This window comes from uncultured Cytophaga sp., assembly GCF_937863595.1.
Taxonomy (GTDB): Bacteria; Bacteroidota; Bacteroidia; order Cytophagales; family Cytophagaceae; genus Cytophaga.
In genome coordinates, this window is sequence record NZ_CALMGQ010000093.1 from 16724 (window position 1) to 43460 (window position 26737).

At 33.1% G+C, this 26737-nt stretch carries 24 protein-coding genes; 17 read left to right on the top strand and 7 right to left on the bottom strand.

Features of this window, described 5'->3' with window-relative positions:
* Positions 1-56 precede the first annotated feature (56 nt).
* The 8 genes from Q0543_RS08950 to Q0543_RS08985 all read left to right on the top strand — a co-directional run bounded on the left by Q0543_RS08950 (position 57) and on the right by Q0543_RS08985 (position 8195).
* Complete coding sequence (locus Q0543_RS08950; RefSeq protein WP_299251540.1) at positions 57-674, top strand: hypothetical protein; 618 nt, start codon at positions 57-59, stop codon at positions 672-674.
* A 5-nt stretch (positions 675-679) separates the two neighbouring features.
* Entirely contained in the window at positions 680-1615 is a 936-nt protein-coding gene (locus tag Q0543_RS08955) for a 1-phosphofructokinase family hexose kinase (protein WP_299251541.1), read from the top strand.
* A gap of 38 nt (positions 1616-1653) precedes the next feature.
* The gene (locus Q0543_RS08960; protein WP_299251543.1) at positions 1654-3258 is read left to right on the top strand and encodes a POT family MFS transporter; all 1605 of its coding nucleotides are present in this window, start codon (positions 1654-1656) and stop codon (positions 3256-3258) included.
* 325 nt (positions 3259-3583) lie between these two features.
* Positions 3584-5323, top strand: a complete 1740-nt coding sequence (locus Q0543_RS08965) for a DEAD/DEAH box helicase (RefSeq protein ID WP_299251546.1) — start codon at positions 3584-3586, stop codon at positions 5321-5323.
* 2 nt (positions 5324-5325) lie between these two features.
* On the top strand, positions 5326-6033 hold the full coding sequence (locus tag Q0543_RS08970; RefSeq protein ID WP_299251549.1) for a 16S rRNA (uracil(1498)-N(3))-methyltransferase: 708 nt from the start codon (positions 5326-5328) through the stop codon (positions 6031-6033).
* Positions 6030-6686, top strand: a complete 657-nt coding sequence (locus Q0543_RS08975; RefSeq protein WP_299251552.1) for a DUF4159 domain-containing protein — start codon at positions 6030-6032, stop codon at positions 6684-6686. The genes Q0543_RS08970 and Q0543_RS08975 overlap by 4 nt, the downstream gene beginning before the upstream one ends.
* A gap of 94 nt (positions 6687-6780) precedes the next feature.
* Positions 6781-7542, top strand: a complete 762-nt coding sequence (locus Q0543_RS08980; RefSeq protein ID WP_299251555.1) for an acyl-CoA desaturase — start codon at positions 6781-6783, stop codon at positions 7540-7542.
* A gap of 122 nt (positions 7543-7664) precedes the next feature.
* Positions 7665-8195 (top strand): GNAT family N-acetyltransferase, encoded by a 531-nt coding sequence (locus Q0543_RS08985; protein WP_299251558.1) that lies wholly within the window; start codon positions 7665-7667, stop codon positions 8193-8195.
* A 131-nt stretch (positions 8196-8326) separates the two neighbouring features.
* Here Q0543_RS08985 and Q0543_RS08990 read toward each other — a convergent pair whose 3' ends face one another.
* Positions 8327-8860: a hypothetical protein gene (locus Q0543_RS08990; protein WP_299251561.1), complete on the bottom strand. Its 534-nt coding sequence runs from the start codon at positions 8858-8860 to the stop codon at positions 8327-8329.
* 158 nt (positions 8861-9018) lie between these two features.
* Here Q0543_RS08990 and smc point away from each other — a divergent pair, with 158 nt between their 5' ends.
* Positions 9019-12555: a chromosome segregation protein SMC gene (gene smc / locus Q0543_RS08995; protein ID WP_299251564.1), complete on the top strand. Its 3537-nt coding sequence runs from the start codon at positions 9019-9021 to the stop codon at positions 12553-12555.
* Positions 12556-12631: 76 nt separating this feature from the next.
* On the opposite strand, the gene Q0543_RS09000 is transcribed toward smc, so the two are convergent.
* The 4 genes from Q0543_RS09000 to hslV are packed head-to-tail and all read right to left on the bottom strand — an operon-like array spanning position 12632 to position 14640.
* Entirely contained in the window at positions 12632-13216 is a 585-nt protein-coding gene (locus tag Q0543_RS09000; RefSeq protein WP_299251567.1) for an acyl carrier protein phosphodiesterase, read from the bottom strand.
* Positions 13217-13747: a hypothetical protein gene (locus Q0543_RS09005; RefSeq protein WP_299251570.1), complete on the bottom strand. Its 531-nt coding sequence runs from the start codon at positions 13745-13747 to the stop codon at positions 13217-13219. It abuts the gene before it with no gap.
* A gap of 15 nt (positions 13748-13762) precedes the next feature.
* Positions 13763-14101, bottom strand: coding sequence for an arsenate reductase (glutaredoxin) (gene arsC / locus Q0543_RS09010; protein ID WP_299251573.1), 339 nt, complete (start codon positions 14099-14101; stop codon positions 13763-13765).
* The gene (gene hslV / locus Q0543_RS09015) at positions 14098-14640 is read right to left on the bottom strand and encodes an ATP-dependent protease subunit HslV (protein ID WP_299251575.1); all 543 of its coding nucleotides are present in this window, start codon (positions 14638-14640) and stop codon (positions 14098-14100) included. The genes arsC and hslV overlap by 4 nt, the downstream gene beginning before the upstream one ends.
* Before the next feature lie 140 nt (positions 14641-14780).
* On the opposite strand from hslV, the gene fabF reads away from it, so the two are divergent.
* From fabF to Q0543_RS09035, 4 genes are all read left to right on the top strand, one after another.
* The gene (fabF, locus tag Q0543_RS09020) at positions 14781-16022 is read left to right on the top strand and encodes a beta-ketoacyl-ACP synthase II (protein ID WP_299251577.1); all 1242 of its coding nucleotides are present in this window, start codon (positions 14781-14783) and stop codon (positions 16020-16022) included.
* 75 nt (positions 16023-16097) lie between these two features.
* The gene (locus Q0543_RS09025) at positions 16098-17681 is read left to right on the top strand and encodes an OmpA family protein (RefSeq protein ID WP_299251580.1); all 1584 of its coding nucleotides are present in this window, start codon (positions 16098-16100) and stop codon (positions 17679-17681) included.
* Between the two features lie 149 nt (positions 17682-17830).
* Positions 17831-18031, top strand: coding sequence for a 4-oxalocrotonate tautomerase family protein (locus tag Q0543_RS09030; protein WP_299251582.1), 201 nt, complete (start codon positions 17831-17833; stop codon positions 18029-18031).
* A 138-nt stretch (positions 18032-18169) separates the two neighbouring features.
* On the top strand, positions 18170-18511 hold the full coding sequence (locus tag Q0543_RS09035; protein WP_299251585.1) for a DsrE family protein: 342 nt from the start codon (positions 18170-18172) through the stop codon (positions 18509-18511).
* A 61-nt stretch (positions 18512-18572) separates the two neighbouring features.
* On the opposite strand, the gene Q0543_RS09040 is transcribed toward Q0543_RS09035, so the two are convergent.
* Positions 18573-19463 (bottom strand): hypothetical protein, encoded by an 891-nt coding sequence (locus tag Q0543_RS09040; RefSeq protein WP_299251587.1) that lies wholly within the window; start codon positions 19461-19463, stop codon positions 18573-18575.
* Positions 19464-20498: 1035 nt separating this feature from the next.
* Positions 20499-21497: an AraC family transcriptional regulator gene (locus Q0543_RS09045; RefSeq protein ID WP_299251590.1), complete on the bottom strand. Its 999-nt coding sequence runs from the start codon at positions 21495-21497 to the stop codon at positions 20499-20501.
* 129 nt (positions 21498-21626) lie between these two features.
* Here Q0543_RS09045 and Q0543_RS09050 point away from each other — a divergent pair, with 129 nt between their 5' ends.
* The 4 genes from Q0543_RS09050 (at position 21627) to Q0543_RS09065 (ending at position 26701) form a co-directional block, all read left to right on the top strand.
* Complete coding sequence (locus Q0543_RS09050; RefSeq protein WP_299251593.1) at positions 21627-24017, top strand: TonB-dependent receptor plug domain-containing protein; 2391 nt, start codon at positions 21627-21629, stop codon at positions 24015-24017.
* Positions 24018-24040: 23 nt separating this feature from the next.
* Positions 24041-25351 (top strand): hypothetical protein, encoded by a 1311-nt coding sequence (locus tag Q0543_RS09055; protein WP_299251596.1) that lies wholly within the window; start codon positions 24041-24043, stop codon positions 25349-25351.
* Between the two features lie 74 nt (positions 25352-25425).
* On the top strand, positions 25426-26016 hold the full coding sequence (locus Q0543_RS09060) for a hypothetical protein (RefSeq protein WP_299251599.1): 591 nt from the start codon (positions 25426-25428) through the stop codon (positions 26014-26016).
* A 4-nt stretch (positions 26017-26020) separates the two neighbouring features.
* Positions 26021-26701: a PepSY-associated TM helix domain-containing protein gene (locus Q0543_RS09065; RefSeq protein WP_299251602.1), complete on the top strand. Its 681-nt coding sequence runs from the start codon at positions 26021-26023 to the stop codon at positions 26699-26701.
* The last annotated feature ends 36 nt before the right edge of the window (positions 26702-26737 follow it).

Consider the following 26737-nt stretch of genomic DNA (forward strand, 5'->3'; position numbering starts at 1 on the left):
ACAAATTTATGAATAAATTATCCCATATTTAGATTTAATTACAATTAGAAAATACAATGGGATTAACGATTCCGGTAATATTAAATTCCGTTAATAACCTCTCAGATGCACGTTATGCGGCAGGAATGGGTGTTGAATTTATGAGTTTTGAAGCAGATGAGAAATCTGACAGATATGTCGATCCAAATTTGTTTAAAGCAATAACATCTTGGTTATCTGGTATTCAAACAGTAGCAAGCATTTCTGTATTAAATCCGCAAACACTTTCTTCCATTCAAGAATATTATCAACCAGATTATATTTTATTTGAATCCATTGATGGAATCACACAAACTCAATTGAATGAAATTAAGTGTATTCAAAAAATTAGTCTTTCCTCCACTAATATATTACATCAGTTAACTTCACTCAATTATAAAATATTTGATGAATCTTCTTATATTTTGCTCGATGTTTCGGAGTGGATGGATTGGAAAGATCATTCTGATCTTATTATAACATTAAATGAACAATATCCCATTTTATGGGAATTACCGATTGAACAAGAAGATATTTCTTTTATTCAGTCATTAGAATTAAAAGGAATTGCTATAAAAGGTGGCGATGAACAACGTCCAGGTTGGAAAGATATGGATGCCTTAATTGATATATTAGAAGCATTAGAAGAAAATTAAAAGATATGAAAAGTTCTATTTTTACACTGACATTGAGTCCCGCTTTTGATAAAAGCACTTCAGTTGATCGTGTACAACCTGAGCACAAATTACGCTGTGATAATCCTATATACCAACCAGGTGGTGGCGGTATAAATGTATCTCGAGCTATTAAGAAATTAAAAGGTCAATCTGTAGCGCTCTACCCTATTGGTGGAGATACGGGCAACCATTTCAAATCCCTGCTTACAGAAGAAGGGATTGAACAAATCACATTTCAAATTAAAAATTGGACACGAGAAAACTTTATAGTTGTTGAACGTGAGACCAATCACCAATATCGTTTTGGAATGCCTGGTTCTGAAATTTATAAAGAAGAGTGGGAACAAATGCTTGCGGTGATTCAAGATCCTAAAAATGATTTTGAATATTTTGTAGTTAGTGGTAGTACGCCTAAAGGGGTGCCTGACGAGTTTTATTCTCGTTTATCAAAAATTGTTTCGCAGAAAAATGCGCGTTTGGTTCTAGATACTTCTGGAGATGCATTAAAACATTCTTTAAAAGAAGGGATATTTTTATGCAAACCAAACATCAATGAATTGAGTGAAATTGTTGGTAAAGAATTGGTTACTAAAGAACAGCAAGAAGCAGCTGCAATGGAAATTATCCATTCAGGAAAGGTTGAGATTCTTGTGGTTTCTTTGGGGGAAAATGGTGCATTGCTTGCTTCTAAAGAAGGGATTCATCATGTAGTTGCACCAAAAATTGAAAAGAAAAGTACGGTAGGTGCTGGAGATAGTATGGTTGCTGGTATGGTATTAAGTTTATCTAGAGGTAAATCATATGAAGATGTTTTAAAATACGGAGTAGCTTGCGGTACGGCAGCAACAATGAATTTTGGAACGGAGTTATGTAAATTAAAAGATGTAGAACATATTTATTCTGAATTAGGCGGAAAATAAATTCATAATTGATCCTATATTTTTTATCAATCTTTCCTATGAATAATCAAAGAATACAAACATCAACAACAAACGGAATGCCCTCAGGTATTCCGTTTATTGTTGGTAACGAAGCTGCAGAACGTTTTAGCTTCTATGGAATGCGAGCGATACTTGCCGTCTTTATGACCAGTTATTTACATATGACTGAAAGTACTTCAACTGAATGGGCGCATACATTTAATTCTGCAGTGTACTTCACTCCTATTTTAGGCGCATTTTTAGCTGATATTTTTATTGGCAAATACAAAACCATTTTATATCTCTCTGTACTTTATTGTTTTGGTCATTTGGTTTTAGCACTCAATGAATCGAAGGAAGGTTTATTTTGGGGATTAACATTAATATCCATTGGTGCAGGTGGCATAAAACCTTGTGTTTCTGCACACGTGGGTGATCAATTTGGAACGAATAATAAACACTTAATTGAAAAAGTGTTTTCAATATTTTATTTCGCCGTTAATTTCGGATCGCTATTTAGTACGTTACTGATTCCATATTTATTGGAACACTACGGCCCTGCGTATGCATTCGGATTACCAGGCATATTGATGTTTGTCGCTACAGTCATATTTTGGTCGGGCAGAAATAGATTCGTTCATGTTCCTCCATTTGGAAAAGCTTATTTTAAAACAATTTTTAGTAAGGAAGCTTTATCTGCAATCGGCCGGTTGGTTTTTATATTTGCTTTTATTGCAATCTTTTGGTCTTTATATGATCAAAGTGCAAGTACCTGGGTATATCAATCTAAAAGTGCTTTCTTAAATAAGGAAATCGATTTATTCGGATTTATACAATTCACACTGCTTCCCTCTCAGATACAAGCAGCCAATCCAATTTTAGTTCTTATTCTGATTCCTATCTTTTCTTTATACATATATCCAGCACTTAATAAAATTATTACATTAAAGCCTTTAATTAAGATATTGATTGGCATGTTTATGTGTGTACTTGCTTTTTTAGTCGTAGCATATATTGAAAAAAGAATTTCTAACGGAATCGAGACAAGTGTTTGGTGGCAGTTTTTGGCTTATTTAATTTTAACCATGGCTGAAGTAATGGTATCTATAACGGCTTTAGAGTTTTCATATACCCAGGCTCCCAATCAAATGAAATCAACAGTAATGGGGATCTTTATGTTTTCAATTTCATTGGGTAATATTTTAGTAGCTGTAATATCACATTATAACAATCTTCATGTTGAAGTTGCAACAATTAAAGTTGGCTCAACAACTTCAATTTCACTAGAAAACTATACACCGATAAAAGGAGAAAAAATAGAATTTGAAGAGGGATCAGGTCTTTTTATACTTCAAAAGAACATAAAGACAGGTGTTTTAGATACCATTTCGCTTTCTGGTACCTATTTAGTAGGTAAAGTAGATGCTCCATCCAACTCATTTACCCTTCAAGATAATGGATGGAATAATATTAGCACAATAAAAAGATCAGCATTACCTGAACACTATAAAGTTGTATTTCATCGATTCAAACATGAGGCCTATTTCTATATGTATGCCTTGTTAATGTTTGTTACTGCTATTTTATTTATTGGTGTTGCGCTTAAATATAAAGGAAAAACCTACATACAAGGTGAAGCATAAACCTACATACAAGGTGAAGCATAAACTACCCTTCCATAATATTTTTGCTAGAAATTTCTTTATATCAATAAATTAGTTATCTTTGCATGTCTTTTGAGTAATGTGTTGGCAAATGGCTGACTTAATTCACAAGGAATGTACGTGCAACGTACCGCTGATAAAATACCACCCAATAGTCTCGAGGTAGGCTATGCTACTTGTCAATCTGTTTCTAAGATTAATAGATTTTGATGTCCCAAGGTATTTTTTCATTACACCTTTCGGATATATTATGTAATCTAGAAAAGACGACGAAATAATTCATTTAATAAATAAAAAACATCCTATGTTATTTAAAGACCTTGGTTTGTCTCCTGAAGTTGTGGAGGCTATCGAATCTATTGGCTATTCTGAAGCTACTCCTATCCAGGAAAAAACAATTCCAATTTTAATGACAGGCAAAGACCTTACAGGTCAAGCACAAACAGGTACAGGTAAAACTGCAGCCTTCGGTATCCCTGCTATTGAACATGTTGATATTTCTATCAACCAAACACAATCATTAATCCTTTGCCCTACGCGTGAACTTGCTTTACAAGTTGCAACTGAATTAAAAAAAATATCTAAATTCAAAAAAGGCTTACGTGTACTTGCTGTATACGGTGGTGAATCAATCGAAAGACAAATTAAAGACTTGAAATTTGGTGCACACATTGTTGTAGGTACTCCAGGTCGTATTATTGATCACTTAGATAGACGCACATTAAATGCTTCTAACATTTCTCAAATCATTTTAGATGAGGCAGATGAAATGTTGAACATGGGTTTCAGAGAAGACATCGAATTAATTTTGACACGTTTGCCAGAACAACGTCAAACAGTTTTATTCTCTGCAACGCTTGCACCGCCTATCTTGGCACTTGCTAAACGTTTCCAGAACAATCCTGAGATCATTAAAATTGAGAGAAAAGAATTAACAATCAGTACGGTTGAACAATTCTATTACTTAGTTCGCAATGCTCAAAAAACAGAAATTGTTACTCAAATTATTGATTTGAATAACTTACAATTGATGTTGATTTTCTGTAACACAAAACGTAAAGTTGAAGAAGTTACAGACGAATTAAAAGCGTACGGTCACAATCCTATCAGCTTACACGGTGATAAAACACAACGTGACAGAACGGATGTAATGAACAAATTCCGTAAAGGTCAAGCAAATATTCTTGTTGCTACAGACGTTGCAGCACGTGGTATTGACGTTACAGGTGTTGATGCAGTAATTAACTACGATGTCCCTTTGGATATCGAAAATTACGTTCACCGTATCGGTAGAACAGGTAGAGCTGGTCAATTAGGTAAATCATTCACATTAGTTACTAATGATGAGAAATACAAATTGAGAGACATCGAACGTTACACAAAAGCAACAATCGAAAAAGCAGAAACTCCTACACGTCAGGAATTAATTGCTTACAAAAAAGATAAATTAGCTACACGTATTACTGCTGAATTAGAGAAACCAAACATCAAAATTTGGTCTGATTTATTAGAAGAATACAAAGAAAAAGGAATTACATCGGATCAAATTGCGATTGCGTTACTTTCAAAAGAAATGAAAGATTTGGCTGAGCCAGAACGTAAAGTTTATGAAGATCGTGGTGATCGTAACCGTGGCGATCGTAATGATCGTGGTGGCCGTTTTGATCGTGGAGACAGAAGAGATGCACCTCGTAGAGATGGTCGTTCTTCAGAACGTTTCGGCGATAGACCAGCTGCTTCAAGAGACCGTGATGGTGGCGAAAGACGTGAAAGAACGCCTAGACCAAGAACAAGTGATGCAAGTATGGCACGTTTATTCGTAAACGTTGGTCGTATCGATCGTATCTCTCCTGGTGATATCGTTGGTGCATTTGCTGGTGAAGCAAACATCAAAGGTTCTCAAATTGGACAAATTGATATCTTCGATAAATATTCTTTTGTTGAACTTCCTCATGATTTGGTTGACCAAGTTATGGACGGTATGCGTAACAATAAAATTAAAGGAAAATCAATCAACATCGAAATTTCGAACGGTAAGCAATAATAATGAGCCATTTGTTTTTAAACAAAGACGTTTATTCATGCATACTTGATGAACAGGAATCTGTTCATGTTGTAAAAGTTCTTAGATTAAAAGAAGGTGATGCCATTACTGTGACAAACGGTAATGGCATTATTGTTTCTGCTGAAATCACAAAAGCAGATCATCGCAAATGCGGATATAAAATAATTGAAGAACAAAAGCTAGATAAACGATCCGAAGCAGCTATTCACATTGCAATCGCTCCTACTAAAAATATGGAACGCATGGAATGGCTCGTTGAAAAATGTACCGAGTTTGGCGTAGACGCATTTAGTTTTGTGTTAACCGAACATTCAGAAAGAAAAAACTTAACGGTATCTAAATTAGAAAAAACATCGTTCGCTGCAATCAAACAAAGCGGACAACCTTTTCTACCACATTTTAGTGAGTTGATAACGTATAATCAGTTCTTGGAACAAGATTTTTCGTCCTATGTATATAAATTAATTGCTTGTTTAGACGAAGATCCGAAACCAACACTTATGAAATTGGTAGAAGCGCATCAATCATGTCTAGTATTAATTGGGCCTGAAGGTGATTTTACCCCAACGGAAGTAAAAAGAGCAGTTGATAAAGGATTTGTTAAAATATCCTTAGGAAATTCTATCTTGCGAACAGAAACAGCAGCAATTGCTTCTTGTCATATTCTGAATTTAATTCAAGAGAAATGAAAACAATTTTAATAGTACTTACTTCTCTCCTATTACTTAGTTCCTCTACCTTACAGCCATCTTTTAAGATTGCAAAATTAAAATATCAAGGAGGTGGTGATTGGTATGCAAACAAAACATCCTTACCCAATCTGATTGAGTTTTGCAATAAGAATGTTGGAGTGAATATTGCTTCTGAAGAAAGTATTGTAGAAGCTGGTAGTGTAGACATCTTTCAATACCCCTTCGTGCATATGACGGGGCATGGCAATGTCGTTTTTACATCAAATGAAATTCAAAATTTACGTAATTATTTAATTGGTGGTGGCTTCTTACACATTGATGATAATTATGGAATGGATAAATTTATTCGTCCAGAAATAAAAAAAATATTTCCAGAATCAGAACTTATTGAATTGCCTTTTACGCACGAAATCTATCATCAGAAATATAATTTCAATAACGGCTTACCTAAAGTGCATGAACATGATGGAAAAACACCTAAGGGTTATGGTGTTTTATATAAGGGAAGATTGGTCTTATTTTACACCTATGAATGCGATTTAGGTAATGGATGGGAAGACAAACAAATCTATAACGACTCGGATGAAATACGTACAAAAGCCTTACAAATGGGTGCTAATATTATTTCTTTTGCACTAACATCGTATTAATCAACTTAAATCAATACACTTATAAATAAATCACGTTTTTACGCAACTAATTCACTAAATTTGTTGTTCTAAACAAAACCAAAATATCCTAAAAATGACTGGTACAGCTTGGCCTATTATCATCTTCTTTGTTGCACATTGGTATTTATCTTTGTTCAGCCAAACATTTTTCTTGCACAGATATTCTGCGCACGGAATGTTTAAAATGAATAAGTTCTGGGAAAAATTCTTTTTTATATTCTTGTACATAACTCAAGGTTCTTCTTATTTGAACCCAAGAGCATATGGTGCACTTCATAGAATGCACCATGCGTATAGCGATACTGAAAAGGATCCACACTCTCCGTTGTATTCTAGAAATGCATTTGTGATGATGTACAAAACGAAGAATATTTACAATTCTGTTTTAAGAAGGGAGAATGCATTAGAAGACAAATTTAGTAAAAATTTACCCGAGTGGTCTTTCATAGATAACATGGGCGACTCATGGATCTCAAGAATTGTTTGGGGTACTTTATATGTATTCTTTTACATTGCTTTTGTTCCACCACATATGTGGTATCTATATTTATTGTTACCAATACATTTCTTAATGGGACCTGTACACGGTGCTATTGTTAACTGGTTTGGACATAAATTAGGCTATCAAAATTTTGATAACAAAGATGCTTCTAGAAACACATTAGCAATGGATGTTTTATTAGGTGGCGAATTATTTCAAAACAATCACCACATGTATGGTAGCAGACCTAACTTCGCTATGAAGTGGTACGAATTTGATCCTACTTATCCTGTTATAAAAGTATTACATTATATGCATGTTATTCGTTTGGTGAATCCAGATGCTAAAGCATAAGTTAGATTAAGAGATTAAAAAAAAGATCCCGCTAATTATTTAGCGGGATCTTTTTTTATCTAAATTTATCTTTTACAACTTATAATAGACAAAATAATAAGGAGCTAAAACTATTCTGTATAATGATTACAATCAACTGGCAACCAAATATACTTGAAGATAATCTAATCCGTTTAACACCTCTAACTGAATATGATTTTGATGTGCTTCATAAAGTAGCTAGTGATCCACTCATTTGGGAACAACATCCTACAAAAGACAGATATAAAAAAGAAGTTTTTCAGCTATTCTTTGACGAGGCTGTTGAGTCTCATATGGCTTTCCTTATTATTGATAAGGAAAGTAGTGAAATCATTGGTTCAACACGCTATTATGATTATAAAGCAGAGACTTGCACTATTGCTATTGGCTATACATTTTTAGCAAAACAGTATTGGGGCAGACAATACAATAAATCAGTTAAAAAAATGCTACTTGATTATGCATTTCAATTTGTCGACAAGGTGTTTTTTCATGTAGGATCCACAAACACACGATCACAGATTGCGGTATCAAAAATTGGAGCCCTAAAAGTAAATGAAATAGACTTTGACTATTACGGAAAAAAAGTATTGCATTTTGAATACTTGATTGAAAAAACGGACTGGAAGTAATTAAATTGTCTGAATCTAGATTTGAAAAAAATAAGTAGATACTAAGATTGCTTATGAACACAAAAAAAAGTTACGATATACTTATTCATATCACGGTAATCTTATACATTCATCATTCCTTTTAATCGGGATTATAATGGTCGCTTCATTATCTCTCCTGTAATAAACCCATTTCTTAAATTGTTTTTATTTGAAAGGAATTGTAGCAAGGGATGTTTCTTTTTATTTGTTAATGAATAAGGCGTTAAATGTTCGTCTTCAATTTCTTTTGATTTCTTTTCTTTAAATAACGATTTGCTAGGGTCTATATCGTTATCCGTATTTTTGTAAAACGCTTCTCTAACAATTTCTTTTGGTTTAGTTCCATCTAATTCTTCTAATAATTGGCGCATTTCCTCCGCTTTATTGTATTTACTTTGGTAACGTTTAGACGCTTTTTTAGTGGTCGATTGATAGGAACTTGTCGGTGCGGTATACGAACTTACCGGTATTGTAGGAAGTTTTGTTATTGGCTTTGAATAGGCTTTTGGTCTATTACTTTCTGAATTATAAGCTGGAGCTGGAGCAGGATTGGCGTTTTTATTCTTTTTAAAAGAATCTTTCAATTGTGTATAAATGTAAAAACCAATCGCTACAACCCAAAAAAGAATCTTAATATTTTCCATATCAGTAGATTATAAATATATCATCAATATACGAATAAAATAAGTGATACGCATTTTTGTGCATAAAACTGTTGATAAACGGGTATAATGGGGGCAGTATCTCCCCTACAAATATCTTATTTTTAAGAGATTAAATATATATAATTGAAGGGAAATCCATGCAATTAAGTAAGTTAGAAATAAAGGGATTTAAGAGTTTTGGTGATAAAGTAGTCATTAATTTTGATGAGGGTATTACGGGTATTGTTGGGCCAAACGGTTGTGGCAAGTCAAACGTTGTGGATGCAATACGTTGGGTATTGGGTGAGCAACGTACGCGTGCTTTGCGTTCGGACAAAATGGAAAGCGTAATTTTTAACGGTACTAAAAACCGTAAGCCACAACAAATGGCAGAGGTTTCGTTGTCGTTTAACAATACCAAAAATTTACTTCCTACGGAATATTCTCAGGTTACTATTACCCGTCGTTATTACCGTACAGGCGATAGTGAATATCTGTTAAATGGCGTAACCTGTCGTTTGAAAGATATCAATGACTTGTTTTTAGATACAGGTATTGGTTCCGATTCGTATGCCATTATTGAATTGAAAATGGTAGATGATATTTTGAATGATAAAGATGGCTCTCGTCGAGAATTGTTTGAAGAAGCTGCTGGTATTTCAAAATTCAAAATGCGCAAAAAACAAACGCTGAAGAAATTAGAAGAAACAGATAAAGATTTAGAGCGTGTTGAGGATTTACTTTTTGAAATCAATAAAAATTTAAAGTCGCTAGAAAAGCAGGCAAAACAAACGGAGAAGTATTACGAAATTAAAGAAGAGTATAAAACAGTAAGTATTGATTTAGCTAAAGTGAGTGTGCAATCTCAACACGAAGAGATTTTAAACACAAACAAACAGCTGGATGAACAAACTGATTTGCGTACAAATTACAATTCTCAAATAAACGAAAAGGAAAGTGATGTTGAGCGTATAAAGTTAGAGATGGTTAATAAAGAAAAATTATTAGCCGACAGACAAAAAACGTTGAATGAACATGTGAATTTAATACGTTCATTTGAAAGTGATAAGAAAATAAAAAATGAACGTCTTCGTTTTTTAAATGATAAAAGTAAATCATTAACAGATCAAATTGAATTAGATAAGCAAAGCAACGATAGAGCTTCTTTTAGTTTAGAAAGTCTTACGCAGGAAAAAGAATCTGCAGAAAAGATTTTTGAAGAAATCTCATTAAAAGTTGAGAAATTAAAACAAGAATACGAAGAGCAAAAAGAAAAAAATAAAGTTGTTCAAGACGAAGTTGCGAATGCGAGCAATGCATACAAACATAAGCAAGAGGCGGTATATCAAGCAACGAAACACCTCGAAATTTTAGCGATACAATTATCTGCATTAAAACAAGAATTAGAAAAAACTGCGAGCGATACGTCTACTCATTCGGCAAACATTTCTGAATTCGAAACTAAAGCTGCTGAAGTAAAACGTAACCTTGATTTTAAATTAGCAGAATTAGAATCCATTCAAGCTGAAGAGTTACGCATACAAGAAGAAGTTGTTTTACTTGAAAAAGAGATAGAACAAATACGCGATCAATTAACTAAGGCGAACCGTAAATTAGATTCAAAACAAAATGAATTTAATTTAACAAAATCAATGGTTGAGAACTTGGAAGGTTTCCCGGATGCAATTAAATTTTTGAAGAAGAATGCATCTTGGGGAAAAGACACTCCTCTCCTTTCAGATATATTAACCTGCGATGAATCGTATCGTTTGTGTATTGAAAATTACTTGGAATCGTTCATGAACTACTATGTAGTAGAGAACGAAGCACAAGCAATACAAGCAGTAAATTTATTAAGCGATGCTGCAAAAGGAAAAGCCAATTTCTTTGTACAAGCCCGTTTTAATAATTTTCAATCTTCACCAAAGAATACATTTGAAGGGTGCATTGCGGCATTGGATATTGTTGAATACGACACCAAATACAAAGGTTTAATTCAATATATTTTAGATGGTGTATATATTATCACAGGTAACCAAGACATTATTCCGAATGATCCACAATCTGTATTTATTACACAAAATGGTAAGCTAGCGAAGCGTAAATACAGCATTTCTGGTGGTTCTGTTGGTTTGTTTGAAGGCAAGCGAATTGGTAGAGCTAAGAATATGGAAAAGCTTGAAGTAGATATCAAACAAATTACAGACGAAATTGAAGACATTCGTTTGATATTAGATTCGAAGTTAAAGCAATTCTATTTATTGAAAGAAAATACGAAGAAATCTGAAATTGAAGAAGTTCGTAGAGAAATCAATTTAATCAATAGTGAATATATTACTTTAAAAACGAAGCAAGAACAGCTGGCTGCAATGCTTTCTGATAACAGCCTTCGTAAAGAAGATGTATTAGATAAAATTGCTAAGATTCAAGAAGAAATTGAAATAAATACCCCTCTTGCTCAAACAGGTAAAGAAGAACTTGAAAGTTATGAAGAGCGTTTAAATTTATTAAACGATGAGTTGAGTTTACATACTACACAGTTAAGTAATAAATCGGCTGTTTACAACCAAGAAAACATTGGTTTTCATCAGCAGCAAAACAGAGTAAATAGTTTGGAACAAGAAATTGGTTACAAACAAACTACGTTTGATCAAAGCAAAGAACGCATTACTAAAAACCATGAAGAGTTAGAAATAGCTAACGGAGAAATTCGTCAGATGGTTGACAGTGCCGATGTAAGCGAAGATGAATTGATCAACTTCTATAAAGAAAAAGAAAGCATAGAATTGGGCGTACATGAAGCAGAGAAAGATTACTACAGTACTCGTGTACGTATTGATGAAGTTGAAAAAGAAGTGAAAGAAGTTCGTCGTATGCGTGAAGATTGTGATGCAGCTTTATTGGCATTACAAAACCGTGTTACGGAAACAAAACTTGGATTGAGTTCTATCAAAGAACGATTGAATGTGGAATTTAATTTAGATTTAGATGCGATTCTTGCAAATCAAGATTTCGAAGAGGTACTCTTATCTGAAAATGAATTAAAAGAAAAAGTTATTAAAATAAAAAATAGTCTGGATAAACTAGGACCTATCAATCCTATGGCTATGGAGGCGTATCAAGAGATTAAAGAACGCCATGTGTTTATCACAACGCAAAAAGAAGATTTAGCTAAATCAAAAGAATCTTTGATGCAAACGATTGGCGAAATTGATGCTGTAGCTAAAGCAACATTCTTAGATGCGTTCGAAAAGATTAGAGATAATTTTATTCGTGTATTCCGTTCCTTGTTTACGGATGAAGATACCTGTGATTTAAAATTGGTTGATCCTGAAAATCCATTGGATTCTGCAATTGAGATAATGGCGAAGCCTAAGGGTAAACGTCCGTTATCCATCAATCAATTATCAGGTGGCGAGAAAACATTGACAGCAATCTCTCTCCTATTTGCAATCTACTTGATCAAGCCAGCACCGTTCTGTATATTTGATGAGGTTGATGCACCTTTGGATGATGCAAACATTGATAAATTCAATAACATCATTCGTGAGTTTTCAGGTGAATCTCAGTTCATTATTGTAACACACAATAAGAGAACAATGGCTAGTACGGATATCATCTACGGTATTACCATGGTTGAGCAAGGTGTATCAAGACTAGTGCCGGTGGATTTGCGTTCATTAAATGAAGCCTAACACATTCTATTAAGTAAAATGAAGAAGCCTCCCGCAATTAACAGGAGGCTTCTTCATTTTGTATCTGTATTAATTTTTAATGTGTGTTTTTATAGTTTCCAGCAGCTTCAACCAATGATGGGAAGAAGTCGTTAAAACATTCTTGAAATTCAGCATAATGTTTTTTTAATACTTCTGTTGCATCTTCCATGTGCGATACAAAAGCTGCTCTTCTGGACATTCCTTTAAATACCTGTTCCATACCATGGAAATATGCATAATTAGAAAGCCAATCTTGCTTCGTCATATAGGGTAAGATTTCTTGCAATCGATCTGGAAGTATGGATTTATTTGTATCAAGAATTGCATATACTGATTGGGAAAACGCTTCTAAAGGGACATTAGAAAAATGATTCCAGTCTTTCGCTAAAAAGTGATCCATATAAATATCAATTACAACTGCATTGTATTTGCCAAAATAGGGCGCAATTATTTTTTTTGCTTCTAAAATAGTGGGATGGGTATCGGTATAGGTATCAATAAAACGATGAAACTTTATTCCTTCTTGTATCTCTGAACTATAGATTAGGATTTCTTTTCCTTTTACAGAATCAGCAATAAAGTTACCTATCATTGATTGTTGGTCACTTCCCGATAAATAAATATGTGCTAAAAAATTCATCTATTCGTACATATTAATTTGTTCAATCTTTTTAGGGTAATTCCTAAATAAATTAATTCCGAAACCAAACTCAAAATACGGTGATACCGTAGAACTGGATGCATATCCTGGAGTTGTTTTACTTCTTGTTTCTACACCCAATTGCAACTCAGAGAAAAAACGTGTACCCATATAATACTTCAATCCTATTAATGCTGAAATGGATGTATAGTCTGTTGTAGCATAGGCAAATTTCTTTTCTGTACCTTTTACATAATATACAGAAGCAAGCCAAAATACATTATAAAACGACTTGGATAATGGGAATAACTCCTGAGTAATACCTAGACCGTTGTACTTATAGCCAGGCGCTAATCTTAAGCTAGTACCTCTATATCGAATATCAAATGTTGGTATAGGTGCAAACGATGCTCCGCCAATACCAACGAAGGTGCCTATATTAAATTTTCTTCGAACTGGTTTGTCTGATTGACCGTAGGAAAAATAAGTGATGCTTATAAAAACAATTATTAAACTAATACTTCGAATCATAAAAATATAGGTAGGTTATAATTTATTTACGGTCGTTTCATCGCGGGCGATACATGCACTATTGTCTTTTACAACAATTGGACGTTCTATCAAAACTGGATTTTCAACCAATATTTTAATCCACTCTGAATCTGTATAGTTTCCGTTTTTATACTTTTCAATATATATAGATTCTTTCTTTCTAACGATATCTATGGGTTTAAGTTTTAATAAACTCAACAGCTCTTTTAATTCTTTTTCTGATGGAGTATTTTTTAAATATTCAACCACTTTTATCTTTTCGCTTTTGGCTTCTAAATGAGCCAATGCTGTTCTGCTTTTTTGGCAACGTGGGTTGTGGTATATCGTAATCATTCGGACACTGTTTCTATAATGAAATTATGATTCGTGTAAATACAAATATCCGCTGCAATTGAAAGGCTTTCCTTAACCATTTCTGGGGCAGATAAATGTGTAGCATGTTTTTTTAAAGCTGCCGCAGCAGATTGTGCATACATACTTCCTGAACCAATAGATAAGATGTCGTTGTCTGGTTCAATTACATCTCCCGTACCAGAAATTAGAAGTAAATCGTCCTTATTTACCACAATCATCATTGCTTCTAATTTACGTAAATAGCGATCCGTTCTCCAATCTTTGGCCAATTCAATTGCAGCACGTTTCATATTGCCATGATACATGGTTAGTTTTTCATCAAAACGTTCCAACAATGTAAACGCATCTGCAGTAGAGCCTGCAAAGCCGCACAATACTTTGCCATCCATTAATTTACGAACCTTTTTTACATGGTCTTTTACTACTGTATGGCCTAATGTCGCTTGGCCATCTGCACCAATAGATATTTGTCCATTATGTCTAATTGCTACGACGGTAGTTGCGTGTATTTTTTCCATTTTTATTCAAATTTTACCTTAAAATACACTATTTAGATGGTATTAAAAACCGTTCTTAGGATTCAATTATATGTCTTTGTGGATTACTATTCCCGAAGTTTCCATTATTTTTACCAATTATTTCATTTACAATAACATTCATGAGAAGAGTCGTAGTTACAGGTATTGGAGCACTTACACCCATTGGAAATACAGTAGAAGAATTTTGGAATAATTTAATAGCTGGCAAAAGCGGTTCTGCACCGATTACTTATTTTAATACAGAAAAATTTAAAACAAAATTTGCCTGTGAAATTAAAAATTACAACCCCCTAAATTATTTTGAAAAAGGGGAAGCGCGAAAATATGATTTGTTTACACAATATGCATTGATCACTGTTAATGAAGCCATACAACATGCAAATATAGATTTCAATACATTAAATAGAGATCGAATTGGTGTTATTTGGGGTTCAGGAAATGGTGGTATTTTAACCACACAAGAACAAATTATGGAGTACGCCAAAGGTGATGGTACTCCCCGATTCAATCCTTATTTTGTACCTAAAATATTAGTAGATATTGCATCTGGCGTTATATCCATCAAACATGGTTTGCGTGGTATTAATTATACAACTGTATCTGCGTGCGCGTCTTCTACTACTTCTGTAATCGATGCTTTTAATTATATTCGATGGAACAAAGCAGACATGATTATTACTGGTGGTTCAGACGCTCCTATTAATGAAAGTTTGATTGGTGGTTTTGGCGCGTTGAAAGCATTGTCTACCCAAAACGAACATCCTGAATCTGCTTCTCGTCCTTTTGATCCGAAAAGAGACGGATTTGTAATGGGTGAAGGCGCAGGTGCTCTTATTCTGGAAGAATACGAACATGCTGTGAAACGTGGCGCTACTATTTTATGTGAAGTAATTGGTGGTGGTATGTGTGCAGACGCCTATCATTTAACGGGTTCGCACCCGGATGGGGATGGTGCGTATATGGGAATGAAATTAACGTTGGAAGATGCCGGAATTGAAGCATCCGATGTGGATTACATCAACCCACATGCAACCTCTACTCCAATAGGTGACCAAAGTGAATTGAAAGCGATACAACGTTTGTTTGGCGACCATTCAAATGCTTCAATCAGTGCATCTAAATCTATGACCGGACACTTACTTGGTGCTGCAGGTGCTATTGAAGCTATCGTCTGTATTCAAGCTGTACAACATGACATTGTACCTCATACCATCAACACGACAGAGATTGCTGATGGATATGACAAATTAAATCTTGTATTAAATCAGGCAATAAAAAAAGAAATCAACGTTGCTATAAGTAATACGTTTGGATTCGGCGGACATATTGCTGCATTAATGGTAAAGAAATTTAAAGCTTAAAACTGGGGATTATAATTTAAAATTAAGTAGCTTAAAGAGAATTGAGAACTCATTGCATTAATATTTAACAGAATTATGAAGAAGGCTCTCCTAGTACTTATTTCAACAATCGTTTGTTCGTATGTTTTTGCACAAGATTCTAGCAGAGTTAATTTAGGTCCTAATGTGAATACCGAATTTGATGATATAGGTCCCATTATATCGCCAGATGGTAAGGTATTGTATTATGTTATTGAAGGGCATCCTTCTAATACAAAGTCTAAATATTATTCTGATGCGGAAGATATCTGGTTTTCTGAATTGGATTCAAATGGAAATTGGACGAGATCTAAACGTATGTCGGATCCTTTTAATGTTCGGCGATATAACAGTATAGAAAGTATCAGTACGGATGGTAATATTGCCTATATACGCGGGGCATATGTAGATGGGGAATATACGGGCAGTGGCTTTTCCTATGTATTGAAAACAAAAATAGGTTGGAGTGAGCCAGAGCAAATGAACATTGATAAATACGAAGCCATGAGCTTGGGTAGTTACTCTTCTTTTTGGATGTGTGCCGATGGGAAAACAATTCTCTTAGCATTTTCTAAATACCAACCACAACAAGAAAATTCAGATTATGATGCAGATGGCAACCTAAAACTTCCACGCAGTAAATTGAATGATTTATATGTGTGCTTCAAGATAGGTCCGAATCATTGGTCTGCACCGATGTATCTAAAAACTATCAATTCTAAAAAGTATACAGAATCTACTCCATTTTTAGCTTCTGACAATGCAACCCTATACTACTCTTCTAATCGACCTGGTGGTTATGGTGATCGGGATATTTGGATGACTAAACGTTTGGATGATACTTGGAAAAAATGGTCTATACCCATCAACCTGGGGGGCAATGTAAATACGAATGGTTGGGATGCGTATTATACTATGGATGCTAAAGGGGAATATGCGTATATGGTTAGCGATAAAGGAGGCTACGGTGAAAGTGATATTGTACGCATAAAATTAGCGAATGTAGATAGACCCAATCCTGTAGTTTTGATTCGTGGAAAGGTGCTTAATGCAAATACCAATGAACCCGTATCTGCCCGTATCACTTACCAATCCTTACTTACAGGGAAAGAAATTGGTCAAGCTGTATCGGATCCATTAACGGGAGCCTATAGAATTACCTTACCTTACGGTGTACAATATAGTTTTAGTGCACATGGCACAAACTTAATTCCTATTTCAAATAATATTGATTTAACAACAATTGACGAATACAAAGAGATTACGCAAGATCTGTTTTTAGCTCCCATTAAAATTGGTCAAACAATTAAATTGAATAATATTTTCTTTGATATGAGCAAAGCTGTATTACGAGACGAGTCTTTTGTTGAGTTGGATAAGTTGTATACCATCCTAATTGATAATCCGGCGATGACAATAGAAATTGATGGTCATACAGATAACGTAGGTAATCCGGAAGCAAATCAACAATTATCTATTGATCGTGCTAATGCAGTTAAAAATTATTTAATTGTAAAAGGAATCAAACAAAATCGCATCACTGCAAGTGGTTTTGGAGGGTCAAAACCAGTTGCTAGTAATACAACGGAGGAAACGAAGAAGTTGAATCGAAGGGTTGAGTTTACGATTTTAACTTTATAGATAACGTGTACAGTAGTCAGAAGAATTAATACGTATAGAGTATTGATTACGTAGCACAAAAGAATAATTAGAATTCGAGATAGAATTAATGGAAAGTGAACAATGATCCGGTAGAAATACAGTGAACAATACATTTAAATTATAATAGTATGCCTTACGTGAATATAAAGATTACCGATGAAGGTGTTACTGCAGCACAAAAAGCAGAATTGATACAAGGTGTTACCGATTTATTGGTGAAAGTATTGAATAAGAATCCACAAACAACTGTTGTAGTGATTGATGAAATCAATACAGATAATTGGGGAATTGGTGGGGAAACGGTGACGGAGAAAAGAAAGAAGAAGTAGAAGAAAGTACTGAGTACTTAGTACAAAGTATGAAAAGAGATTAGTGATAAGTAATCATAAATAAATAAATAAATAAATAAATATACGGTGTGTAGATACTAAAGAAAGTATAATATTTAGCGTGTAAAAAAAGTGATTATGTATAAAGTAGTTATTCAACTTTCTAATAATGATATAGCAGTTCAAAAAGCGACTATTAGTCAGCTGAATAACATATTGAATGCTTTTGAGGCTATTGAAGTTGAATTGGTGATGAATGGAGCAGGGATTGATTTGCTCTTGTCGGAGACCTTGTATCAGAATACACTTGCTGGCTTACATGATAAGGGTATTCAATTTGTAGTGTGTAAGAATACGTTAAATCATAGAAATCTTAGTACTTCTTCTGTCCTAGCCTTTGCTCGTATTGTTCCATCTGCCATAGCGCATTTGATTCTTCGTCAGCACGAAGGCTGGAGTTATATTAAGGCGGGTTTTTAATAACAATGCTGCGCTTAACGATTTATAGGAAGGTACCCTTAAGAATACCATTTTTTTAATTTTATTCTGAATAGTGGTTTTGAATTTCAATTAGTATATCGTACACATCTTTTATGTTTTTTTCATGATAACGTCTAGCCCAAAAACTATATATACAATATAAGTCTCGATTTTTTACCCTTGAACCATCGGCATAATATATTTTTTTATATTCACTTCTATATGTATCTGAAATATATTCTTTCATTATCTCTTCATTTAAATTATAATAGTAGTGTTCATTTAAAAAATCATATAGATTACTACATTTTTCTTCTTTGTTATTCGCATTTAAATCTTTGTAACTTAAAACTAATATATTAACAATGTTTTCTAAATCCGTTTTTACATACATTCTTTTAGGCATCAAACTATAAAACACCTGTTTATATGAATTAAAAATTGGTTTTAGTTTGTTAGGATCTGTATCTATTACTTCTCTGATTTTTATATAATTGTTTATTTTTAAAGAGTCATTATATCTTATTAAATCAATTTCCGATTTACTCAGTTCATCATCCCTTCGAGTACCCAGACTCGTAATATATGAAAGGCTCCATCGTGTGTCCTCGAAATTTCCTTCGCTAGTCGTATATAAAATATTGTCTATTACGTACAGCATTACGTCTTCTATGTTTTTCTTATCTTCTTCTGGCTTATCCCATAAGGAGGCAAGTGAATAGGTGCTTATTTCTTCTTCTCTTTCATAATCCTCTTCATAATTACCACTCTCTTCATTTAAATCTACTGCGTAAGTTGCAACAACGTCCACAGTATCTTCACTTGAAGATACGTGATGCCTGTTGATTTTTTTATTGTATTGACCTATGGATACTATTATGACAGTAATTAATATTACCAGTAATAAAAATATTGATAGGGATTTCTTATTTAAAAATGGATGCTTATTCATTTTATACTTTATAATTATGTTATTAATCCTTAAAATTTCATTCAAAAAATTATTCTAACTATAAGCAATATAATTGCAAAATATTTAATTCTAACATGTGATTAAATTTATTATCTTATGTTAACAAAATTGAATGTTACAACATGTAGATCTATATTGATTGGGGAAAATATTTTCCTTTAGATTTATTAATAAGCTACTTTAGGGAAGGAAGTTTTAAAAAATACCCTATCTATTTAGTAGATATTTTTACTTAGTATAACTGAATGATTACTCCTTATGGGCTGTGAAGATTAGAGTGATTTACTAGCAAGTAGGAATGGCTACCATGGTGCTTTTAAAATTCCTTGAACTCATTAAAAATTGTGAGACATTTGTTACAAGGATTTCACCATGGTCGTCAATCCAATTTGTTGATAATGTTGAATTATACGTCTATAATTTCTAAAGAATATTATTAAAAAACATTACGCTATAAATTAAAACAATTAAATATTGTAAAGCAAAAGTAATCTTCATATTTAATTAATTAATTGCAATTAATTTTAATTAATTAACACGTGTTAACTAATATATTTTTTTAGTGGTATACTTCTATATATTAAGTTGAGTAGTTGTGTGGTAATAATCTGTTATATGTTTATATGCTTCATACCAACTTCATCTAATATTTTGATTCATATGTGTCCTATAGTGCTTTGTATTCAATGTTTACAAGTAGTTACTATAAATAGCTACAACAATGAAAAATAACATATTTCTTTTTTTTTTCGTTTTATATTTTACCATTGGTGTCCGATTAAATTAAGTATAGTTATTCTATAAGCTATATTTCATATAGGCTACAAGATAATTCTACCAGACTATTTTAGTGGTATGTTACCACATTTAGAAAATTCTGTAATTAAAGACATTTGTAGATCAACGCAATTTATTCTGTTGACAGTTTGGAATTATTGGTAATTATTGGATTATTAAAGTCATCAACAACATTTAGTTAAGATGCCATACTAACTCATGAGGAAATATCAATTATTATATGACTCCCTTATTTTGAATATCTTTAGGCAAAATCCCAAATTTCTTTTTAAATGCTACTGTAAAATGCTGAGGATTCTTATATCCGACCTCGAAAGAAATCTCCGTAATATTTCCTCTTCCATCGATTAAGTTTTGTTTGGCTTTTTCCATACGAAGATCTGTTATATATTTAAAAATTGTGGTCGAATACATCGCTTTGAAATCTTGCTTCAGTTTAGATGTATTTAATCCAGCAATCAAAGCCAACTGAGAAATAGTAATGGTACGGTTATAATTCTCTTGAATATATCTTTCAACATAAATCAATTGTTCGTGCTCGGCTAAAGAAATAGTAGATCTTTTGGGTTCCACAATTTCTTTAGCTGATGTTGCCAATAGTACAATCAGTAATTCCAACACTTTTGCTTCAAGATAGGCCTTTTTAATATTTCCCTTATACGAACATTCAATAATATCTTTAATACTACTTTTTAGTTCAAATGAAATACTTCTACTTTTCTCCCACAGAATAAATGGTTTTTTAGCAGAAATAGCATTTCCTAGCTTCGCAAATAATTCTTTGAAATTATCACCGATGACACGTTCAAAATAATCTTCCGTAAACTGAATCTCAAGCGTCTTACGTTTCTTAGCTTTAAAATATAACATCCCTGTTACTTGAGGAAAATAAAAAAAATTATACTGACCATCTTGAATTAAAATTTCAATACTATTATCATTATCAGGAATGTAATGGTTTGAACCCTCAATTTCAAAATGCAACTTAAAAAATGGAAAGTCATGCGCAACATGAACTTCATAATCATGAGAAGTCGTGACACTTCGAATTTCTATAAATAAACCATCTAATTGTATTGAGGTTGATGTACCACTAATACCATTAACATTTACCACTTCTACATCTTCAGACAAGTTTTGTAGTCTGAAGTTTTCTGTATATGTTTTAATGATCTCTTCATTGCCATAAATAGATCCGCTTAATATAGATTCCATTTAATTCCGTTTGCGTTATATTTAAACCCTTTCACGTCTTTTCTTTTCCCAAAGTTTAGATAGATTTGCATTCTATTTAGAATTAATCTTAATAAAGATAAAAATCTTTTCTGGATCATGCAATTCAAAATGAGGTTATTTCAGTTTATATCGGCTTTTCTGCTGATTATCAATCAACAACAAATTTTTGCACAAGATCATAAATTAACAATTTATGGAACAGTACAAACAAACACGGGTATTCCTATACCCATGACATTAGTACACATAATAAACCCAACATCAGATCAATATACTGATAATGAAGGGAATTATATACTTAGCAATATAAAAATAAGAGCAGATTCAATTACAATAATTGCTTATACATTAGGCTATTCGACACTAGAAAAAAACATTACAATAAACATTCATCAAGATTCAATACGTATAGATTTCATATTAAAAGAACTAAACGACACAGAAGTTGAAATTGTAAGCAATCAAATAATAAAAAAAGATGAAGAAGGATATGCAGCAATATCCATTGAGACAAAAAAATTCCAGAGCCAATCTATAGAGTTAAATAGAATATTAGACCAAGCAGCAGGTGTTAAAGTTAGACAAGAAGGGGGACTTGGTTCGCGTTCAACGTATGCATTAAATGGTTTGGGTGGAAAATCGGTACGTTTTTTCCTTGACGGAATACCAATGGATTATTTTGGCAGCTCCTACTCAATCAACACAATTCCAATCTCGCTTATTGATAGAATAGATATCTATAAAGGTGTTGTTCCTGTTGAACTTGGAAGTGATGCATTGGGTGGTGCCATTAATTTAATTTCAAAAAAACAAACACAAAACGGGCTAGATCTATCCTATTCTTATGGTTCTTTCAATACGCATCGGGCTTCTTTATTTGGTAATTTCAGAGATTCGTCTTCAGGGTTCTCCGTCAAATTGGCGATGTTTTATAACAATACAAAAAATAATTATACCGTTTGGGGAAACGACATATATACAACAGATCCAAATACATTTACCGTAAATCGAGGACAAAAAGTAAAACGTTTTCATGATGCATTTAGCTCGCAAGCAATCAAAGCGGATGTTGGCTTCTCTCATACTAAGTTTGCAGATCAATTATACTTGGGCCTATTGGTTTCTGGCATGAATAAAGATATACAACACGGAACTACAATGAAGGTTGTGTATGGAAAAGCAACGTATTCTCAACAGGTATACATGCCCTACTTAACGTACAAAAAAACAAATCTACTAGTACACGGACTGGACATTACCTTATTTAGCGGATATACATTTTTAACGCGTTCTCGTGTTGATACATCTATTTACATTTATAATTGGGACGGAAATATAGAAGGTGTTCGCACATTGGGAGGAGAACAATCATTCACTTTAAATACATTAACAGAAAAGGTTTTTCTTAATCGTGTAAATCTTTCGTTTAGAATAAATAACAATCATAAACTCGGATTAAATATAATAAACACAAACGTAAATAGAGTTAATTTAGATCCACTTATTACACATAAAACGGAAGGATATTGGGCTCCACAATTGTTTTCTAAACAAACATTAGGACTTGTTTACGAGAGCAAATGGTTTAACAATCGTTTAACCACGTCACTTTTTTCTAAATATTTTTCATATAGTGCTGGCATTAAAACGTCAGCAACAACTATGGGAGTTACAAATTACTCCACTGTTCACACAGATGCTTCGGGCATTGGGTATGGTATTGCAACAGCATATAATATAACACCCTATCTATTATTATCTGCGTCGCTAGAAAAAGCATATCGTTTGCCTGAACCGGATGAAGTATTAGGAGACGGCATAATGATTGTAAGCACAACAGATCTCAAACCTGAAAAAAGCACAAATATTAATCTTGGATATAAACTATCCTTATTTCAAAAAAAGACAAACAACATTGTCATTACAGGGAACTTTTTTTACAGAGATGTTACCGACCTTATACAGCAATGGCAATATGATGCAGGTTCTTTTGTATACACAAACTTTAATAATGTATTAATGAAAGGTTTTGATGGTGGATTAAAATTTGCGCATAAAAAAACACTCTCATTTACACAAACACTATCCTATTTGCAGCCAATTATTAAATCTAATACAGATCAACTAGGGAACGAAAATATTGTCTATAACGAGCGATTACCAAACACACCATTTTTACAAATGAATACAAATGTACAAGCTACCATTCGTAATATTTTTCAACAAAATGCAAAAACATTTATCTATTGGAATTTTAATTATGTAGGATCCTTTTTTCGATTTTCAGAAAGTATTGGAAAATACAACAAAGATATAATTCCTGTACAATTGATTCACAGTTGTGGTGTAGGATACACATTTCCCAAAGACAAATTAACATTAAGTATGGATTTGAACAATATATTGAACGAACAAGTATTCGATAATTTTGCTGTTCAAAAACCGGGTAGAGCTGTATATGTGAAATGTGTTTACAGATTAGAAAAGAAGAATAAATAAGTAAATAAATAAATAAATAAACTATGAAAACGAAGTTAAGGATACCATTGTTAATTCTATCATACATATTTGTATTAGCATTAACAAGTTCATGTAAAAAAAAATCAGATCCTGATCCAGCACCTGTTACAGGAATTTCTAGAACAGGTATATTCAGTTTTTTAGGCACAATCGATGGTGCTTACTACCTAGCCCAATCAAAACAATTACTCACTGGAAATGTATCTTTTATTGATAATGGTACACAGTTAGAAGCAGATCAAGCTGCACGTATCGTTGCTGCTGGTGATTATCTGTATTCTCTTGATTATGGTACGGGATTGATTTCTCAATTACAACCAAATCAATCAGGTGGTTATACTATTTTGAAAGAAATCAATGCAGGATTAGCTGTTGGTACAAACAAACCGCGTTTTAAATTAGCAGATGATCATACCTTATTGGTTTATAACGTAGTGGTAGTTCCTGTTAAAGATGAGAACAATGCAGTAATCGACCAAACATGTACCTTACGTTTGGCATCCATATCAATACCAGGTATGAATATTTCAAATCTAACACAGTTTAATATTCCGCAAAGTGAAAATGCTAAATTAGGTGCAACAATCGGCTATCATCCAATGCGAGTTGATGCCCCTGTTATTTCTGGTAATAAAGTATATTTCGGTTTAATGCACATGGATATGTTTGATCCAACAACGATACCTCCATTGCGCGTTCCAAAACAAACAGGTTTAGAAACACTCGTATTTGATTACCCTTCTTTTACAAATGGATCAATTACCTTAACAGATAAAGGTTCAGGACATACAGGTGGCTACCGTGCGCCATCAATGCATGTGGATGAAATTGGGGATGTTTATCAATCTAACTGGTTTATGTCAGCAAATAGTTTTGATTTATCTGCTGGAGACAAAACCGTGATCACGCGTTTAAAAAATGGTACATACGACAATTCGTATGATTTTAATGTATCAGAAGCGCTTGGTCTAAGTAGTAATATTGGTACTGGTGGCTGGTTTTACGCAGGTAACGGCATCGGCTATATGCCAATACATATAGAAGATGCAGGAGATTATTACACTGCAAATTCTTGGTCTGTGTTGCGAATTGATGTGTACAACAAAACAGCTGTAAAATTGAATATTCCTATGTCACAATTATTCAGTTATGAAAATGGTATCGTATACAACGGAAAATTCTACATAGCAATCAGTCCAATTGGAGGAGAAGCCTATGTATATGAATTTGACCCAACATCAAGCAGTCCAGATGCCTTTACAAGAGGTTTAAAATTGGATGGTGCAAACCTAGCCTTAGAAGGTATTTATTAATATGCTTTTTTAAAATTTCACCTAATAGCCTTCAGGAATTTTATTCCTGAAGGCTTCATTTAAACGATACAACTATGAATATTAAAAAAGCCGTTTATATTATATTTTTCAGTTTGTCATTATTCGCATGTACAAAAAAAGAAGGACGCTTCAATTACACACTTGTAAAATCAAAGCTTAGCCTTACAGATGAACAAATTAATAAGTTTGATGCAATCACAGATTCCTATATGCAAAAAGCGCATGCAAATTTTGAAGAAAATAGAAATAATAGGGAGAAAGCATTAAATAACTTAGAGCAGATATATATTGATCAAGACAATGAAATTAAAAACATTTTAGATGATACACAATTTGATCTGTATTTAACTGAAATGAAAATAGAACGTGAAGGAAGGGAAAAATACAATATGAGGCAAATAAAAAATATGCTCGATCTTGATAGTACGCAGGCTGTACAATTTGACATTACAAATGAAGCTTTTTATACAGAACTCATAAATCAACACGATAATTATCACGGGCAACCAGACGTATATATAAAATATTACAACGAGCTAAACATGAGCAGAGAAGATATGTTCAAAAAAATATTTTCAGAAAAACAATTTAATAGGTATAAACAACTATACAACGAATATAATATAGGCAAATCTGAACATTAATAAAATGTCAAAATTTATTCGTAAAAAAAGAAATTCTGAAAGCTGGTTTCGCTATTTTTCGTCCGTGTCACATTTGTGGCTCGGACTTTTGTCTTCAATCGTAATTTTTACAACATCCTTTTCTGGAAGTATATATGCATTTAAAACGCAAATTGAAAATGTAATAAATAATGCAAGCATTTATAATACTAGCGTTACTAACACATCGAAAAGCAACCTTGATAATATGATGGATGCATTTGAAAATAGATATAGCAAAGCAACATCCATCACGCTATTTAAAGACAGTACCCGATCGGTTTTAATTAGTTCAGCCACTCGAAATATAGATGGCACTTCAGCATATTATGATGCAGTGACACATAAAAACTTGGGAAATAAAAATGAGACGTCTATTGCTTTTTTTAAAATTGTATTAGACGTGCATCGAAATATTTTAATGGGTGATTTTGGAAAAAAAATTAATGGGACGGCTGTACTAATTTTTATATACTTACTTTTTTCTGGGTTCGTAATATGGCTCCCTAAAAAAATAAGTCAACTAAAAAATAATCTATCCATAAAATGGAATGCTCGTTTTTTTCGATTAAATTTTGATCTCCATCGATTGTTGGGTTTATATTCATTACTACTACTTTTTATAATATCATCAACAGGGGTATATGTTTCTGCTCTTTCCGTCTAAAAGTTGGACCACTTAAGCAGCGGTTTTAAAGATATA

What these genes read in the sequence shown, in the direction of transcription:
- Q0543_RS09030 (WP_299251582.1), top strand. Translation starts at nt 17,831, where the DNA reads ATGCCTTACGTGAATATAAAGATTACCGATGAAGGTGTTACTGCAGCA.
- Q0543_RS09005 (WP_299251570.1), bottom strand. Translation starts at nt 13,747, where the DNA reads ATGATTCGAAGTATTAGTTTAATAATTGTTTTTATAAGCATCACTTAT.
- Q0543_RS09025 (WP_299251580.1), top strand. Translation starts at nt 16,098, where the DNA reads ATGAAGAAGGCTCTCCTAGTACTTATTTCAACAATCGTTTGTTCGTAT.
- Q0543_RS09045 (WP_299251590.1), bottom strand. Translation starts at nt 21,497, where the DNA reads ATGGAATCTATATTAAGCGGATCTATTTATGGCAATGAAGAGATCATT.
- Q0543_RS08965 (WP_299251546.1), top strand. Translation starts at nt 3,584, where the DNA reads ATGTTATTTAAAGACCTTGGTTTGTCTCCTGAAGTTGTGGAGGCTATC.
- Q0543_RS09035 (WP_299251585.1), top strand. Translation starts at nt 18,170, where the DNA reads ATGTATAAAGTAGTTATTCAACTTTCTAATAATGATATAGCAGTTCAA.
- Q0543_RS09050 (WP_299251593.1), top strand. Translation starts at nt 21,627, where the DNA reads ATGAGGTTATTTCAGTTTATATCGGCTTTTCTGCTGATTATCAATCAA.
- Q0543_RS08950 (WP_299251540.1), top strand. Translation starts at nt 57, where the DNA reads ATGGGATTAACGATTCCGGTAATATTAAATTCCGTTAATAACCTCTCA.
- Q0543_RS08980 (WP_299251555.1), top strand. Translation starts at nt 6,781, where the DNA reads ATGACTGGTACAGCTTGGCCTATTATCATCTTCTTTGTTGCACATTGG.
- Q0543_RS09055 (WP_299251596.1), top strand. Translation starts at nt 24,041, where the DNA reads ATGAAAACGAAGTTAAGGATACCATTGTTAATTCTATCATACATATTT.
- smc (WP_299251564.1), top strand. Translation starts at nt 9,019, where the DNA reads ATGCAATTAAGTAAGTTAGAAATAAAGGGATTTAAGAGTTTTGGTGAT.
- Q0543_RS08975 (WP_299251552.1), top strand. Translation starts at nt 6,030, where the DNA reads ATGAAAACAATTTTAATAGTACTTACTTCTCTCCTATTACTTAGTTCC.
- Q0543_RS08955 (WP_299251541.1), top strand. Translation starts at nt 680, where the DNA reads ATGAAAAGTTCTATTTTTACACTGACATTGAGTCCCGCTTTTGATAAA.
- Q0543_RS09065 (WP_299251602.1), top strand. Translation starts at nt 26,021, where the DNA reads ATGTCAAAATTTATTCGTAAAAAAAGAAATTCTGAAAGCTGGTTTCGC.
- Q0543_RS08970 (WP_299251549.1), top strand. Translation starts at nt 5,326, where the DNA reads ATGAGCCATTTGTTTTTAAACAAAGACGTTTATTCATGCATACTTGAT.
- Q0543_RS09060 (WP_299251599.1), top strand. Translation starts at nt 25,426, where the DNA reads ATGAATATTAAAAAAGCCGTTTATATTATATTTTTCAGTTTGTCATTA.
- Q0543_RS08985 (WP_299251558.1), top strand. Translation starts at nt 7,665, where the DNA reads ATGATTACAATCAACTGGCAACCAAATATACTTGAAGATAATCTAATC.
- Q0543_RS08990 (WP_299251561.1), bottom strand. Translation starts at nt 8,860, where the DNA reads ATGGAAAATATTAAGATTCTTTTTTGGGTTGTAGCGATTGGTTTTTAC.
- Q0543_RS08960 (WP_299251543.1), top strand. Translation starts at nt 1,654, where the DNA reads ATGAATAATCAAAGAATACAAACATCAACAACAAACGGAATGCCCTCA.
- fabF (WP_299251577.1), top strand. Translation starts at nt 14,781, where the DNA reads ATGAGAAGAGTCGTAGTTACAGGTATTGGAGCACTTACACCCATTGGA.
- Q0543_RS09000 (WP_299251567.1), bottom strand. Translation starts at nt 13,216, where the DNA reads ATGAATTTTTTAGCACATATTTATTTATCGGGAAGTGACCAACAATCA.
- Q0543_RS09040 (WP_299251587.1), bottom strand. Translation starts at nt 19,463, where the DNA reads ATGAATAAGCATCCATTTTTAAATAAGAAATCCCTATCAATATTTTTA.
- hslV (WP_299251575.1), bottom strand. Translation starts at nt 14,640, where the DNA reads ATGGAAAAAATACACGCAACTACCGTCGTAGCAATTAGACATAATGGA.
- arsC (WP_299251573.1), bottom strand. Translation starts at nt 14,101, where the DNA reads ATGATTACGATATACCACAACCCACGTTGCCAAAAAAGCAGAACAGCA.